The organism is Paraburkholderia mimosarum LMG 23256 = NBRC 106338, assembly GCF_000739815.1.
GTDB lineage: Bacteria > Pseudomonadota > Gammaproteobacteria > Burkholderiales > Burkholderiaceae > Paraburkholderia > Paraburkholderia mimosarum.
The window spans coordinates 50,829-65,210 of sequence record NZ_BBJJ01000033.1; the positions used below are offsets into that span (position 1 = coordinate 50,829).

Below are 14,382 nucleotides of genomic sequence, written 5' to 3' on the forward strand. Positions count from 1 at the left end.
TCTAGCGCTTGAGCGCCTCGCGCAACAACCGCGCTGTATGCAGCGCGATCATCCCTTCCTCATCGGTGCGGATCGCAAAAACCGGCACGCGGCTATCGCGCGTGCTCACGCGTTCGTGGCCGTCGCGGCTGCCCGCCTCGTTGAGTTGCGCGTCGAGCGCAATGCCGAATAGCGGCGCGAGCCGCTCGCACACCTGCGCGCGGATGGGCGCGGCATGTTCGCCGATGCCGCCCGTGAACACGAGCCCATCGAGCCCGCCCAGCACGACGGCGAGCTTGCCCACGTCCTGGGCGATGCGATACGTATAGAAGTCGATGGCGAGCTTCGCCTGTTCGCTGCCGCTCGCCAGCAGTTCGCGCATGTCGCTGCTCACGCCCGAGAGCCCCTTGAGGCCCGACTCGTGATACAGCACTTTCTCGATCGCGTGGTAATCCATGCCGCGCGCCATCATCCAGAGCACCGCGCCCGCGTCGAGCGCGCCGCAGCGCGTGCCCATGGGCAGGCCGTCGAGCGCGGTGAGGCCCATGGTCGTCTCGACGCTCTGGCCGTCCTTCATCGCGCACAGGCTCGCGCCGTTACCCAGATGCGCGACGACGACGCATCCGCGTGCGATATCGGGCGCGACCTGGTGCAGGTGCTTCGCGATGTATTCGTACGAGAGGCCGTGAAAGCCGTATCGGCGCACGCCTTCGCCGTAGTAGCTGTACGGCAGCGCGAAGAGCTGCGCCATGATGTCGTTGCCCGCGTGGAACGCGGTGTCGAAGCACGCCACCTGCGGCAGCTCGGGCGCGGCCTCGCGCACCGCGCGGATAGCCGCGAGGTTGTGCGGCTGATGCAAGGGCGCGAGCGGCGTGAGCGCATCGAGCTCCTGGATCACGTCGTCGTCGATGAGCACGGCGTCGGCATGGCGCGCGCCGCCGTGTACCACGCGATGACCGATCGCGGCGGGCGGCGTGTCGCGCAGGCCCACGGCGAGCACGAGGCGCAGGAGGCGAAACGCAGCATCGTGATCGGCGACCTGGGCGACGGGAAACTTCTCGTCGACGATCAGGCGGCCGTCGGCCATGTGCGCGACCACGCGCGGCGCGACGCCGATCCCTTCGATCTGCCCGCCCGCGCCATGCAGCGCACGCGAGCCGCCCTCGACGCGCGGATCGTCGATCACGCGATACACCGAGCACTTGATGCTCGATGAACCCGCATTGACGACGAGTACGACATGGCCGTCCGCGGCCGGCTGGGCTGGAACGCTGCTCACAGGATCTCCGTGGCTTTGCGGGCGCGCCGCGCGTGCGCGACGAGCACCGCGATCGCGCAGCTGCCGATGCGCGAGCGCACGCTGTCGGCGCGGCTCGTGAGGATGATCGGCACCCGCGCCCCGAGGACGATGCCGGCCGCTTCCGCGCCGGCCAGGAAGGTGAGCTGCTTGGCGAGCATGTTGCCCGCTTCGAGGTCGGGCACGAGCAGGATGTCGGGGTCGCCGGCCACGGGCGAAGTGATGCCCTTGATGCGCGCGGCCTCGGCGCTGATTGCGTTATCGAAGGCGAGCGGTCCGTCGAGCACGGCGCCCGTGATCTGGCCGCGGTCGGCCATCTTGCAGAGCGCGGCGGCGTCGATGGTGGAGGGCATCTTCTCGGACACCGTCTCGATCGCGCCGAGAATCGCGACCTTCGGCGTGCCGACGCCGAGCGCCTGCACGAGCTCGATCGCGTTGCGCACGATGTCGGCCTTGTCGGCGAGCTTCGGGAAGATGTTGACGGCCGCGTCGGTGATGAAGAGCGGTTTGTGGTACGAGGGCACGTCCATCGCGAACACGTGCGAAAGGCGGCGTTCGGTGCGCAGGCCGTTGGCGCCGAGCGCGACTTCATGGAGCAGTTCGTCGCTGTGGAGGCTGCCTTTCATGAGCAGCTCGGCTTCGCCCTGGCGCACGGCGAGCACCGCGCGTTCGGCGGCGGCGTGGCTGTGCGGGGCGTCGAGGATGGCGATGCCGTCGAGGCGCAGGTCGGCTTCTTCGGCCACGGCGCGGATCTTCGCCTCGGGGCCGACGAGGATCGGCACGATGAGGCCGAGGTTCGCGGCGTCGAGCGCGCCCGTGAGCGAAGAGACGTCGCAGGGATGCGCCACGGCGGTAGGCACCGGGTCCAGTCCGCCACAACGGGCGAGCAGGATCGAATACTTGTTGGGCGATGACGTCATGGCTTTCTCTCTCGCATGCAAAGCTGCCCACAGCCTGAGGACACGCGCCTGTGCTTCATGCTGCGGCGCGCAACGCGCTTCCAGTGTAGACCAGTGTCCAAGAGGCAGTCGCCCACGTGCACGCGAGGCCGGCCAGGCATCCGCACGCGGCGCATTGCGGCGGACTGGCGCGCCTGTCATGGTTCGTTCACGGGGCGTTGCCATCATGGGTCCGGCCCATTGGGACGGGCAGCGCCTTGACTTCGGCCAGTCCGTCGCCTAACTTTTGGTATTCCGCAGTGCAGCATGATCCGGCGCTCTTCCGCTTTTCATCTCTCGCGGCCGTCAGGCGCCCAGCATGCTTGCGCGCCGCGCGTGCGTTTTTTGCCGGCCTTTGCCCGCAAAGCGGACCTCCCGAGGGCGATCCGCGGCCGGAACCCCCGCACGTCTCGGGCATGAGTGCCTGCGCCTGCGTCGCGCAAAGAGCCGTGGCCCCGCCAGTCCGGCGCAGGCTTGCCGCGAGGCGGGTATGCGCCCCCCTAAAAGGAGATTCGTCTCGTGGCAGTTTCCCCCTCCTCGCCGCTGTCTTTACTTTTCACGTCGCCTTTTTCGTTTCTGCCCACGCTCGCATCGGGCACGTCTTCCTGGCCGTTTGCTCCCCTCTCGCCCCTCTGGCCCCTCTCAGCCTCGTCCCGCGAGGACACTTCGCCCCCCGCAGCGCTCAGCCAGGCGGCCTCGGCCGTGACGTCGGCAGTGAGCCGCGCATTCGGATCGGCGCAAACCGCGCCTGCGGTCGCGCAGCCGCTATATGACTACGTCTACGACGCCTGGCAGCGCAGCGTGCTGTTTCTCGACGCGCTGCGCGAGCGCGGCAACCAGACCTACGTGCACGAGCAGGCGGGCATGCCGCCGGTGCTCGCGTTCGACTATGACGTGATCGTCGATGGCCGCGAACTCGAGGATCCCTGCAATTACGCACTCCTGCGCATCAAGCCTGCTGAAGACGCGCCCACCGACCCGCGCATGCGCCCGTTCGTCGTGATCGATCCGCGTGCGGGCCACGGTCCCGGCATCGCGGGGTTCAAGATGGACAGCGAAGTGGGCATCGCGCTGCGCAAGGGCCACCCCTGCTATTTCGTGACCTTCTTCCCGGTGCCGTGCGAAACGCAGACGATCCAGTCGGTCGCCCAGGCGGAAGCCGTGTTCATTCAACGCGTGCGCGAACTGCATCCCGAGTCGGACGGTCTGCCGTTCATCATCGGCAACTGCCAGGGCGGCTGGGCCGCGGCGCTGCTCGCAGCTTCCGCGCCCGGGCTGGTCGGCCCGCTGATGCTGGCCGGCTCGCCGCTTTCGTACTGGGCCGGCGTGCGCGGCAAGAACCCCATGCGCTACTCGGGCGGCATGCTGGGCGGCTCGTGGATGTCGTCGCTCGCAGCGGACCTCGGCGACGGCCACTTCGACGGCGCGCATCTCGTGCAGAACTTCGAGAACCTCAATCCCGCCAATACGTATTGGGGCAAGCTCTACAACCTCTATTCGCGCGTCGACGCCGAGCGCGAGCGCTTCCTCGAATTCGAGCGCTGGTGGGGCGGCCATTTCCAGCTCAATCGCGCCGAGATCGACTGGATCGTGCAGAACCTCTTCGTCGGCAATCACCTCACGCGCAACGAGGTGTACGCGAAGAACGCGCGCGCGCCGGTGGACCTGCGCAACATCCGCACGCCGATCATCGTGCTGGCTTCGTGGGGCGACAACATCACGCCGCCGCAGCAGGCGCTCAACTGGATTCCCGACCTGTACGCGAGCGTCGACGAGATCGTCGCGAACGAACAGGTGATCGTGTACTGCCTGCACGACAAGGTGGGGCACCTCGGCATCTTCGTTTCGGCGAGCGTGGCGAACAAGGAGCATACCGAACTGTTTTCGGCGCTCGACCTGATCGACGTGTTGCCGCCGGGCCTCTACGAAGCAAAGATCACCGACTCGACGCCGGAAGCCGCGCGTCTCGAAGCGCTCGAAGGGCGCTACGAGATCCGCTTCGAGGTGCGCACCATCGAAGACATTCTCGCGCTCGACGACGGCCGCGACGACGAACAGCCTTTCGAGGTGGTGCGCCGCATCGCGGAGAACAACCAGCGCCTCTACGACCTGTTCGTTTCGCCGTTCGTGCGCGCGTCCAGCAATGCGTTCACCGCGCATGTGCTGCGCGAGTCGCATCCGGCACGTGTGGAGCGTAGCGTAATGAGCGATGCGAACCCAGCGCTCGGCTTTCTGCCCGCGATCGCCGAGGCGGTGCGCGAGCATCGCAGACCCGTCGCCCCGGACAATCCGTTCACGCTGCTCGAGAAGCAGATGTCGGCGAGCATCGAGGCATCGTGGGACGCATACCGCGATGCGCGCGATGCGTGGGTCGAAAGCGCGTTCTTCAACATCTACACCGCGCCGTGGGTGCAGGCCTGCGTGGGCGTCGCGCCGAACCAGCCGCTCGAGCCGATCGCGCCGCCGCTCATGGCGCTGCGCAAGGAGCTTGCGCACTACCGGCTGCGCGCGGCGCGCGCGCATCTCGCGAAGGGCACGCTCGTCGATGCGTTCATGCGCATTGCCGCGTATATCGTCGATGAAATGCACACGGTGCAGTATCGGCCGTTCCAGCGCATGCGCGAGCTGGCGCGCGAGTATCTCGGCGATCGTCAGCCGAGCATCGCCGAATTGAAGGAAGCGGCGCGACGCCAGGGCGCGATCGTTCAGCTCGACCCGCAGGCCGCGATCGAGGCCTTGCCCGAGATCGTGCCCGACATGAAGACGCGCCGGGCGCTGCTGGCGGCCGTGTACCGCATCGCGACCGTATCGGGACCGCTGGAAGGCGAGCGGCGCGAGCGCTATCGGCACGTGCAGCGTGCGCTGGGTGTCGAGCCGGGCAGCGAGAAGACGGGGCTGCCGCCTGTCGGTGGCGGCGAGTCGCCGGAGCGGGGCAGTGGTGCCACGGGCGCCGGCGACAGCACGGCGGGTGCCGGCGGTGGTGCACCACGCGTCGAGGCTTCCGCACCGGCAACGGAGCCTGAAGCCGCTCCTGCGCGCGCGAAGGCGTCCCGCGCGCGGGCTGCCGCGGGTGTCGAAGCCGCCGCGCCCGTCAAGCCCATGCGGGCGGCGCGCGCCGGTGCGAAGGCCAAGGCCACGGAAGCGGTTGAAGCCAGGAAGGCGCCGGTTGCCGCGAAAACGTCGGCGCGCCGTTCACGCGCGGCGTCCGCGCCCAAGTCCGTGCCCGCTCGGGCCGAGGGCACGACGGCCACGCGCCGCCGCGCGACGCGCGACGCGGACGAGTAAGCACGAAGGCACACGAAACAGGGAAGGCGCGGAGGGTTTCCTCCGCGCTTTTTTGTATCGAGTACGAAAAGAACAAGATTGCGCACCAAACCGCAACCGGATTCGCGGTTTTGAAGGGCCCCGAGCGGCAACACCGTGCACATCGACGGTGGCGCCCACATCATCGGTAGCGAAAACGCTTAGCACGAAAGCCGAAAAGCAAATCTCGCATCGGTATAAGGCGTGTGCCGCGTCTCGCTAGAATCGAGCATTCGGTTTGCTTACGAAATCATGTGAGCAGGCCGGGAAGCCTTTCAACGACAGACGGGGATCACCATGGCAGTTTTGGGACGCACGGCGCGCTGGCTCGGCGCAGGCATCATCGCATTGAGCGCGGCAGCGGCGCACGCCGATACGTCACTCTTGAATGTCTCATACGACGTGACGCGCGAGTTGTACAAGGACATCAACGCGAGCTTCATCGCCGACTATCAGAAGAGGACCGGCGAAAGCGTGTCGATCAAGCAGTCGCACGGCGCGTCGAGCGCGCAGGCGCTCTCGGTGCTGCAAGGCCTGCAGGCCGACGTCGTGACGATGAACCAGCCCAACGATATCGATCTGCTCGCGCAGCAGGGCCGTCTCCTGCCCGCGGACTGGCGCGCGCGCCTGCCCGACGCGAGCTCGCCCTATACGACGACGATGGTCTTCCTCGTGCGCAAGGGCAATCCGAAGCACATCAAGGACTGGGACGATCTCGCGAAGCCGGGCGTGCAGGTCGTGATCGCCAACCCGAAGACGTCGGGCAACGGCCGCTACGCGTATCTGGCCGCCTGGGGCTATCGCAAGCAGCAGGGCGCGAGCGACGCGCAGGCGCTCGACTTCGAGCGCGCGCTGTTGAAGAACGTGCCGGTGCTCGATGCGGGCGGCCGGGGCGCGACGACGACGTTCACCCAGCGCGGCATCGGCGACGTGCTCGTGACGTTCGAGAACGAAGTGGCGCTCATCGATCAGGGTGTAGGTGCCAAGGACTTCGAAGCAGTTTATCCCTCGGTGAGTCTGCTCGCGGAGCCGCCGGTGACCGTCGTCGACAAGGTCGTGGACAAGCGCGGCACGCGCAAGGTTGCGCAGGCGTACCTCGACTATCTGTATTCGCCGGCTGCGCAGGAGATCATCGCCCAGCACCATCTGCGCCCGCGTGACGCCGGTGTGCTCGCGAAGCACGCCAACGAGTTCAAGCCGATCAAGACCTTCACGGTCGAGCAGGTGTTCGGCAGCTGGCAGAAGGCCCAGGCCGCGCATTTCGCCGACGGCGGCACGTTCGACCAGATCGTCGCGGATCGCAAGTAAACGCAAGTCCCTGGGCGCGCGAAGAAACGCGCACAAAAAACGCCTCGCAAATCATCTGCGAGGCGTTTTCGTTTTCGTCTGCGCAACCGAACCGGCTCGGTACCCATGCGCGCGAATCTTGCACGCGCGGCGTGCTCCTGCAGTTACTGCACCGCGACGCTCGCGAAGTTCTGGCGTCCGAACGGGCTCACCTGATAGCCGCTCACGTTCGTGCGCGTGATCGCCGCGGCGGTCGGATAGCCGAGCGGAATCCACAGCGCCTGATCGCGGATGATCTGCTGCGCGGCTTCATAAAGCTTCACGCGTTTGGCCTGATCGGCGGTGGCCTTTCCGTCGGCGATCAGCTTGTCGAGCTGCGGATCGCAAAAACGCGCGAAGTTGATGCCCGACTGCACCGCATTGCAGCTGAAGAGCGGCGAGAGATAGTTGTCGGGGTCGCCGTTGTCGCCGGCCCAGCCCATGAAGAGCGTGTCGTGCTGGCCCTGCTTCGCTTGCTTGATGAGCTCGCCCCACTCGATCACCTTGATGTCGGCCTTCACGCCGATCTTCGCGAAATCGGCCTGCAACAGCTCCGCGCCCGCGCGCGGGTTCGGGTTCAGCACGCTGCCGTTCGGGCGCACCCAGATCGTCGTGGAGAAGCCGTTGGGGTAGCCCGCGTCGGCCAGCAGTTGCTTCGCCTTCGCCGGGTCATACGGATACGGCTGGATCGACTTGTCGTAGCCCCACGTGATGGGCGGCCAGGGATTCGTCGCGGGCGTGGCCGTATTGTCGAAGATCGCCTTGAGGTAGGTCGTGCGGTCGAACGCCATGTTCAGCGCCTGGCGCACCTTCTGGTTGTCGAGCGGCTTCTTCTGCGTGTTGAGCGCGACGAACGCCGTCATGAACGCGGGCGTTTCGACCACCTTGAGCGCGTTGTCCTGCTTCGCGGCCGCCACGTCCTGGGGCTTGGGCGAGAGCGCGATCTGGCATTCGCCGGCCTTCACCTTCTGCGCGCGCACGGCGGCGTCGGGCGTGATCGCGTAGATGAGGCGGTCCACCTTCGGCTTCGTCCCCCAGAAGGTCGGATTGGCGTCGTAGCGGATCAGCGCATCTTTCGTGTAGCTCTTGAGCGTGAACGGCCCCGTGCCCACGGGCTGCGCGTTGAGGTCGACCTGCTTGCCGGCCTTGAGCAGCTGGTCGGCGTACTCGGACGAGTAGATCGACGCGAAGCCCATGGTGAGGATCGAGAGGAACGTGGCGTTCGGCTCGTTGAGCTCGAACTTCACCGTGTTCGGGTCGACCTTCGTGACGGACTTCACGAGTTTCACGAGCCCCATCGACTGCGCGTGCGGGAAGCCGCTCGCGCCGGCCACCTTGTGCCACGGATTGTTCGCGTCGAGCATGCGCGCGAATGTGAAGACCACATCGTCCGCGTTGAGCGCGCGCGTGGGCTTGAACCATTCGGTCGTCTGGAACTGCACGTTGGGGCGCAGATGGAACGTGTAGCTGAGGCCGTCGGCGCTCACTTCCCACTTGTCCGCGAGCGCGGGCACGACCTTCTTCTGCGCTTCGTCGTAAGCCACGAGCGAATTGAAGATGACGTCGGCGGACGCGTTGGTCGTGACGAGCGAGTTGAACTGCACGACGTCGAAGCCGTCGGGGCTCGACTCGGTGCAGACCGTCAGCGGTTTGGCGAGCGCGGGCGTGGCCGCGAGCGCGCACGCGGCCACGAGCACGAAGGCTGGCCTATTCGAACGCAAAAACGCGGGCGCGGTGGGCGAGGTCAAGCGCATGGGATCTCCGTGGTTATTCGATGGAGCGCGATGGAGCGCGATGGCGCGCGGCGCCCCGTTTTCATCTGGTTCTGGAGCGGCGAGAAGCGCTGGAAGCGCGCCCGGACGGGCCAAGCTTAGCGAAGGGAAATTGCCGGGACAACCATTTAATTCACCTACCCATATGCATGCGGACCCGGCGTGCGGGCCAGAGTGTGCGGGCCAGAGTGTGCGGCCCGCTTCGCAGCTGAACCTCAGTGGCTCGCCGTGCGCGGCTTGCGCGGCGCCTTCTCGAATGCGCGGTCGTAGACCCAGCGCGGCAGCGCGCGCAGCAGCATGGCGGCCACGCGCATCGGCCACGGAAACACCGCGAACGACGTGCCGCGCGCAATGGCTTGCGCGGTCTTCGCGGCGAAGCGGTCCGCGTCCATGAGGAACGGCATGCGGTAGGGGTTCTTCGCGGTCATCGGCGTGCGGATGTAGCCCGGCGCAATGGTCACAACGGGCACGCCGAACGGCCGCATTTCCACGCGCAGCGCTTCGAGATAGGCGAGCGCCGCGGCCTTCGAGGCGCTGTACGCGCCCGAGCCCGGCAACCCGCGCACGCCCGCCACGCTCGCGATGCCCACGAGCGTGCCGCGCCTTGCCTGCGCCATCGCCGAGGCGAACGGCTCGAACGTGGCGACCATGCCGAAGTAGTTGGTGTCCATCACGTCGCGGAACGTAGCGAGGTCGCCTTCGCCCGTGAGCGCGCCGCGGCTCACGCCCGCGTTGGCGATCACGATGTCGGGCAGGCCGTGCTGCGCGATGAAATCGCGCGCGGCGGCGGCGAGCGCATCGGCGTCGCGCACGTCGGCGGGATAGATGGAGACGGGATGATCGGGATGGGACTGCCGGAAGCCGGCAAGGGCCTCGCCGCGGCGCGCGACGAGCCCGAGGACGGCGCCGCGCCGCGCGTACTCGGCGGCGAGCGCGGCGCCAATGCCGCTCGACGCGCCGGTGATGAAGACCTTCAGGGGCGCGTCTTGCATGGCGCCTTGCATCACATCTTCTTCGCGCGGATCTGCGAGATGATGTGGTCCATCACCAGGGTCGTGCCGGGCAGCGCGGTGTTTTCCGGACCCTGGACCATGGCCGGGCCGGTTTCGTACTTGCCCTGGATGGCGATGGTCGGCACGCCGTCGATCTTGTAGGAGTCGAGCAGGGCCTTGTCACGCTGCAGCGCGCTCTGCGTCGAGAACGAGTTGTACGCTTCCATGTACTTCTTCGGATCGACGCCCTGGGTTGCGAGGAACTTCGCCTGCTCTTCCGGTGTGAGCAGATAGTTCTTGTTCACGTGGATTTCGCGGAACACGACCGGCGTGAGTTTCTGGGCAAGGCCGAGCGCGTCGAGCGCGTAGTACATCTTCGAGTGCGGGATGAAATCGTCACGGAATGCGACCGGCACGCGCCGGAACACGATGTCCGGACCCTGCTTCTTGACCCACGCTTCGAGGTATGGGTCGAATGCGTTGCAGTGCGGGCAGCCGTACCAGAAGAACTCGATCACTTCGATCTTGCCGGCGGGCACGTCGAGCGACTGCGGCGTCTTCAGGATCGTGTAGTCCTTGCCGGCCACGGGTGCGGCGGGCGTGGCGTGGGCGGCTCCCGCAATGAGCGAAAGCGAGAACAAAAGCGTACCGAGAAGTCGTTTCATGGCGTAGAAATCCGTTGTTCTTGAACCGGCGGCGACCGGTGGTTTGCCGCACCGGCAGGCGGCCACGCTGCGCAGGGTTTGCGCGGGCGCGACGCCTTGCGTCTGGCGGGTGCTACGTATCGATGAGCCCGCGCCGGGAACAGCCGCCCGGCCTCTCCGATGGCGCGAAGCTTCGGAGGAGCGGGCGCGCAGTGCGCGGCGCGGACGGCGCTTACTGCTTCGTGAAACGGATGACGGCCGTATCGATACCGGCGTCGGACAGGCGCTGACGGGTCGAGTTCATCTCATCGAACTTCGTGAACGGACCGATGCGTACGCGATAGTACGTGACGCCGCCGGCGTCGCGCTGCGTCACCTTCGATTCGAAGCCCTGGAACGCGAGGCGCGCGCGCTGCTGCTCGGCGTCGCCCGAGGTCTTGTACGCGCCCACCTGCAGGAAGTAGCCGGTGTTGGCGTCGCCCGGCGCCGGCGTGGCGCTGCCAGGCTTGGCGGCCGGCGGCGTGGGCACGGCGTTGGCCGGCTTCTGCGGCGAGTTGTTAGCGAGGATCTGCGCGGCGTTGCTGGCCGAGTTGGCGGTCGAATTGCCGGCCGATTGCGGCTTCTTCGCGATGGCGGTGCCGCCCATGACGCTTTCGCCGGTCGACGGTTGCGGCGCGACTGCCACGCCGTTGTTGTTCGCCGCGCTGTTGTTCGAGCCGGCGGGCGGCACCTCGACGATCTGCGGCTCTTCGAGCATGCCCGAAGATTGCGACTGGCTCGTGGTCTGGCCCGGCGCCGTGTTGGGCGGCGTACTTTGCGCGGCCTGCGGCACCGGCTGGCCGGGCGACTTGCCTTGCAGCACGCGGTTCGGGTCCACCTGCTCGTTGTTCTGGCTCACTTCGGAAGCAGCCGGCGGTGCGACCTTCGAGACGAACGGCGTGGGCGCGCGCGTGATATAGAGCGCCACCACCACCGCGATCGCGAGGCCGACGATCAGGCCCAGCACGATGCCGAGAAAGGTGCCCCCGGACTGCTTCGACTGCTGCTTTGTAGTGCGGCGCGGTTTTGCCATCGTCTGAATCACCTGCAAACAAGAGAATTCTGGAATGGCCGTCCGCGCGAGGCGGCGGCCCCAAACATGTTGCTTCGTGCGCTGCGCGCGGGCGGCCGGCGCAGCGGCATCGCCGCCGCGCGTGGCGGCGGCCCGCAATCCGCTTACATGCGCTCCGGCGCCGACACGCCGATCAGGGCGAGACCGTTCGCCAGCACGCGGCGCGTGGCCGCGAGCAGGGCGACGCGGGCGTCGCGCTCGGCGACGTCGTCGACGAGAACGCGTTCGGCATTGTAGAACGAGTGAAACTCAGCGGCGAGTTCGCGCAGGTAGAACGCCACGGCGTGAGGCGCCAGCTCGCTGGCCGCATGCGTGAGCATGTCGGGGAATTCGCCGAGTTTCGCGATGAGCGCGAGCGCGCGCTCGCTCGACAGCGGCGCGAGATCGACCTTGGGCAGCGCGGCGAGGTCACCGCCGAACTTGCCCTGCCAGTCGCCGAGGATCGACGAGATGCGCGCGTGCGCGTACTGCACGTAGTACACGGGGTTTTCGTCGTTTTCCTTCAGCGCGAGATCGATGTCGAACACGAATTCGGTGTCGGCCTTGCGCGAGATGAGGAAGAAGCGCACGGCGTCGCGGCCGCGGCGGATGGTCGCCTCGTCGAGCAGGTCGGGCGAGACTTCGCTGCCGGGGTTCGCGCCGCCCGACCATTCGATCAGGTCGCGCACCGTCACGTAGCTGCCCGCGCGCTTGGAGATCTTCACCTCCTGGCCGTCGCGCATCACCGTGACCATCTTGTGCAGCACGTAGTCGGGATAGCCCTTCGGAATGCCGATGCCGAGCGCCTGCAGGCCCGCGCGCACGCGCGCGATGGTGCCGTGGTGGTCGGAGCCCTGCACGTTGATGACCTTCGTGAAGCCGCGCTCCCACTTGGTGACGTGGTACGCGACATCGGGCAGGAAGTACGTGTAGGTGCCGTCGGACTTGCGCATCACGCGATCCTTGTCGTCGCCGTAGTCGGTGGTCTTGAGCCACAGCGCGCCTTCCTGCTCGTAGGTCTCGCCCGATGCGACCAGCGCCTCGACCGTCTTCTCGACGCGGCCTTCCGTGTACAGCGACGATTCGAGGTAGTAGCGGTCGAACTTCACGCCGAACGCCTGCAGATCGAGATCCTGTTCGTGGCGCAGGTAGGCCACGGCGAAGCGGCGGATCGCCTCGAGGTCGTCGGGATCCTGCGCGCCCTTCACGGGCTCGCCGTCCTTCGCGGCGACGGTTTCGCCCGCGAGGTAGTCGCGCGCGATGTCGGCGATGTATTCGCCGTTGTACGCGGCCTCGGGCCACTCGGCGTCGCCGGGCTTGAAGCCGCGCACGCGCGCCTGGGTGGAGACGGCGAGGTTGCCGATCTGCGCGCCCGCGTCGTTGTAGTAGAACTCGCGGTGCACGTCGTAGCCCTGCGAGGCGAGCACGTTCGAGATGGCGTCGCCGAGCGCGGCCTGGCGCCCGTGGCCCACGTGCAGCGGGCCCGTGGGGTTCGCCGAAACGAACTCGACGAGCACGCGCTTGCCGGCTTCGCGCGACGAGCGGCCAAATGCCTCGCCCTGCTCGAACACGGCGCCGATCACGGCGCGCTTGGCATCCGCCGTCAGACGCAGGTTGATGAAGCCGGGGCCGGCCACTTCGGCGGCTTCGACGAGGCCGGCGGCCTCGGGCTGCGCGAGCGTGGCCTCGACGATCTGCTGCGCGAGCTGGCGCGGATTCGCGCGCATGGGCTTGGCGAGCTGCATCGCGACGTTGCAGGCCACGTCGCCGTGCGCGGCGACCTTCGGGCGCTCGAGCGCGATCGGCGGCACGACGAATGCGGCTTCGCTCGCGCCTTCGGTGGCCTTTGCCACCTGGGCGACGGCGCGCGCGAGCAGGGTCTCCAGGGTGTGTTTCTGTGCGGGCAGCATGCTGTTGCAGGTCCTGTGCGGGTAAAGGGATGCGGGGCCGGCGCCGGCAAAGTCCAGGCGGGGCTCGAGCCTGGGCGCTGCCGGCGCCGGCCGCTGGAACGACTGGGGGCGCGCCGTCCGCGGCGGGCCAGCCCGGGTACAACGATGCGCGGGCGGCCGCGTTGCGGCAGGCGGCGCGGCGGCGTACCTGATGCCGGGACGCCCAGGTGCCGCGCCCTGCGGCTAATTCCGTCCTGACGGATTTTAGCAGGTGCTAATATGTGAAATGAGGTAGCGCGTCGCGGGCCGCCTTGGCCCGCCTGGCTTCGGAGGCCGGAGCGTCAAGCGCGGATCCGGAAAATCATAAAGGGAGCAGACATGCTGGTTACTTTTAAGTGTCACGCGGCGCCTGACGTCACGATGCTTGAGAACCTCGCGCAATACCTTCTTGGCATCATCGGCAAGCGGCTCGGCCCGCGCGGTGTGATCACCCATGACGAGCTCGACACCGCCATCACGAAGCTCGAGACGGCCATTGCCACGGACAAGAAAGAGCGCGCCGAGCACGAAGGCCACTTTCACGAAGGCGAAGACGGCCGCGAGCATCACCATGAACCGGCGGTGGGTCTCGCCCAGCGCGCGTTCCCGTTCCTCGACATGCTGCGCGCCGCGAAGAAGGAAGGGAACGACATCGTCTGGGGGCTTTGAGGCACGCAGTGTCCGGCACGCAGGCCAGGTGCGTCCATCCGACGCACCCACAGCGTTGCGACGGCCACGATAGCGTTTTCCCCGCCTCCATGCACCAAAAGCAAAGAGCCCGCAATCCGCGGGCTCTTTGCTTTTGTTCACATCACTCGCTGGCGGGCGCTGCCTCGGCCGCTGACGCCTCGGACTTTTTGGCCTTCTTTTTCTTCGGCTTCTTCACGTGCTTTTCGGTGGGCGCCGAATACGACGACACCGGGCTCGCCTGCTCCGGTGCGGCCGGCTGGGCGAACGACGGCTGTGCCATGGCCGCGACGCCGAAGGCGGTCAACATCAACATCAGCTTCTTCATACGATTTCTCCGTCGAGGTTGCTTTAATTTTGCGTTTTCAGGGTTGGCTGATGATCAAGCCGGCGCGGCGGGGCACGCAATGCGGCGCCGCGCCCGGC

The 14,382-nt window shown here is 67.2% G+C and carries 11 protein-coding genes; 3 read left to right on the plus strand and 8 right to left on the minus strand.

The genetic code is table 11. From position 1 onward, the window contains the following. Position 1 precedes the first annotated feature (1 nt). Both BMI01S_RS22830 and BMI01S_RS22835 read right to left on the minus strand, forming a co-directional pair. Entirely contained in the window at positions 2-1,258 is a 1,257-nt protein-coding gene (locus BMI01S_RS22830) for an acetate/propionate family kinase (protein WP_028229972.1), read from the minus strand. Continuing rightward, a complete protein-coding gene (locus BMI01S_RS22835) occupies positions 1,255-2,196 on the minus strand; it encodes a bifunctional enoyl-CoA hydratase/phosphate acetyltransferase (protein ID WP_028209244.1) in 942 nt (313 codons plus the stop codon). The genes BMI01S_RS22830 and BMI01S_RS22835 overlap by 4 nt, the downstream gene beginning before the upstream one ends. Positions 2,197-2,733: 537 nt before the next feature. Between BMI01S_RS22835 and BMI01S_RS22840 the strand changes: the two genes are divergently transcribed. Then, on the plus strand, positions 2,734-5,499 hold the full coding sequence (locus BMI01S_RS22840) for a DUF3141 domain-containing protein (RefSeq protein WP_244145281.1): 2,766 nt from the start codon (positions 2,734-2,736) through the stop codon (positions 5,497-5,499). A gap of 315 nt (positions 5,500-5,814) precedes the next feature. Then, on the plus strand, positions 5,815-6,825 hold the full coding sequence (locus tag BMI01S_RS22845) for a sulfate ABC transporter substrate-binding protein (protein WP_028229973.1): 1,011 nt from the start codon (positions 5,815-5,817) through the stop codon (positions 6,823-6,825). A gap of 143 nt (positions 6,826-6,968) precedes the next feature. On the opposite strand, the gene BMI01S_RS22850 is transcribed toward BMI01S_RS22845, so the two are convergent. The 5 genes from BMI01S_RS22850 to argS form a co-directional block, all read right to left on the minus strand. After that, positions 6,969-8,597, minus strand: coding sequence for an ABC transporter substrate-binding protein (locus BMI01S_RS22850; RefSeq protein WP_042290677.1), 1,629 nt, complete (start codon positions 8,595-8,597; stop codon positions 6,969-6,971). A 233-nt stretch (positions 8,598-8,830) separates the two neighbouring features. Then, a complete protein-coding gene (locus BMI01S_RS22855) occupies positions 8,831-9,607 on the minus strand; it encodes an SDR family oxidoreductase (protein ID WP_036044251.1) in 777 nt (258 codons plus the stop codon). Between the two features lie 11 nt (positions 9,608-9,618). Continuing rightward, positions 9,619-10,272 carry a thiol:disulfide interchange protein DsbA/DsbL gene (locus tag BMI01S_RS22860; protein WP_028209248.1) on the minus strand — a complete coding sequence of 218 codons (654 nt, stop codon included), beginning with the start codon at positions 10,270-10,272 and terminating at the stop codon, positions 9,619-9,621. 211 nt (positions 10,273-10,483) lie between these two features. Then, on the minus strand, positions 10,484-11,323 hold the full coding sequence (locus BMI01S_RS22865) for an SPOR domain-containing protein (protein WP_036044253.1): 840 nt from the start codon (positions 11,321-11,323) through the stop codon (positions 10,484-10,486). A gap of 143 nt (positions 11,324-11,466) precedes the next feature. Beyond that, positions 11,467-13,251 (minus strand): arginine--tRNA ligase, encoded by a 1,785-nt coding sequence (gene argS, locus BMI01S_RS22870; RefSeq protein ID WP_028209250.1) that lies wholly within the window; start codon positions 13,249-13,251, stop codon positions 11,467-11,469. A 357-nt stretch (positions 13,252-13,608) separates the two neighbouring features. On the opposite strand from argS, the gene BMI01S_RS22875 reads away from it, so the two are divergent. Then, positions 13,609-13,938: a DUF1840 domain-containing protein gene (locus tag BMI01S_RS22875; RefSeq protein WP_036044212.1), complete on the plus strand. Its 330-nt coding sequence runs from the start codon at positions 13,609-13,611 to the stop codon at positions 13,936-13,938. A 142-nt stretch (positions 13,939-14,080) separates the two neighbouring features. On the opposite strand, the gene BMI01S_RS22880 is transcribed toward BMI01S_RS22875, so the two are convergent. Next, positions 14,081-14,284: a hypothetical protein gene (locus tag BMI01S_RS22880; protein WP_028209252.1), complete on the minus strand. Its 204-nt coding sequence runs from the start codon at positions 14,282-14,284 to the stop codon at positions 14,081-14,083. Positions 14,285-14,382 lie beyond the last annotated feature (98 nt).

Excerpts from the sequence above, each read along its gene's own strand:
- BMI01S_RS22835 (WP_028209244.1), bottom strand. The coding sequence starts at position 2,196 with ATGACGTCATCGCCCAACAAGTATTCGATCCTGCTCGCCCGTTGTGGC.
- BMI01S_RS22845 (WP_028229973.1), top strand. The coding sequence starts at position 5,815 with ATGGCAGTTTTGGGACGCACGGCGCGCTGGCTCGGCGCAGGCATCATC.
- BMI01S_RS22850 (WP_042290677.1), bottom strand. The coding sequence starts at position 8,597 with ATGCGCTTGACCTCGCCCACCGCGCCCGCGTTTTTGCGTTCGAATAGG.
- BMI01S_RS22855 (WP_036044251.1), bottom strand. The coding sequence starts at position 9,607 with ATGCAAGACGCGCCCCTGAAGGTCTTCATCACCGGCGCGTCGAGCGGC.
- BMI01S_RS22860 (WP_028209248.1), bottom strand. The coding sequence starts at position 10,272 with ATGAAACGACTTCTCGGTACGCTTTTGTTCTCGCTTTCGCTCATTGCG.
- BMI01S_RS22865 (WP_036044253.1), bottom strand. The coding sequence starts at position 11,323 with ATGGCAAAACCGCGCCGCACTACAAAGCAGCAGTCGAAGCAGTCCGGG.
- argS (WP_028209250.1), bottom strand. The coding sequence starts at position 13,251 with ATGCTGCCCGCACAGAAACACACCCTGGAGACCCTGCTCGCGCGCGCC.
- BMI01S_RS22875 (WP_036044212.1), top strand. The coding sequence starts at position 13,609 with ATGCTGGTTACTTTTAAGTGTCACGCGGCGCCTGACGTCACGATGCTT.
- BMI01S_RS22880 (WP_028209252.1), bottom strand. The coding sequence starts at position 14,284 with ATGAAGAAGCTGATGTTGATGTTGACCGCCTTCGGCGTCGCGGCCATG.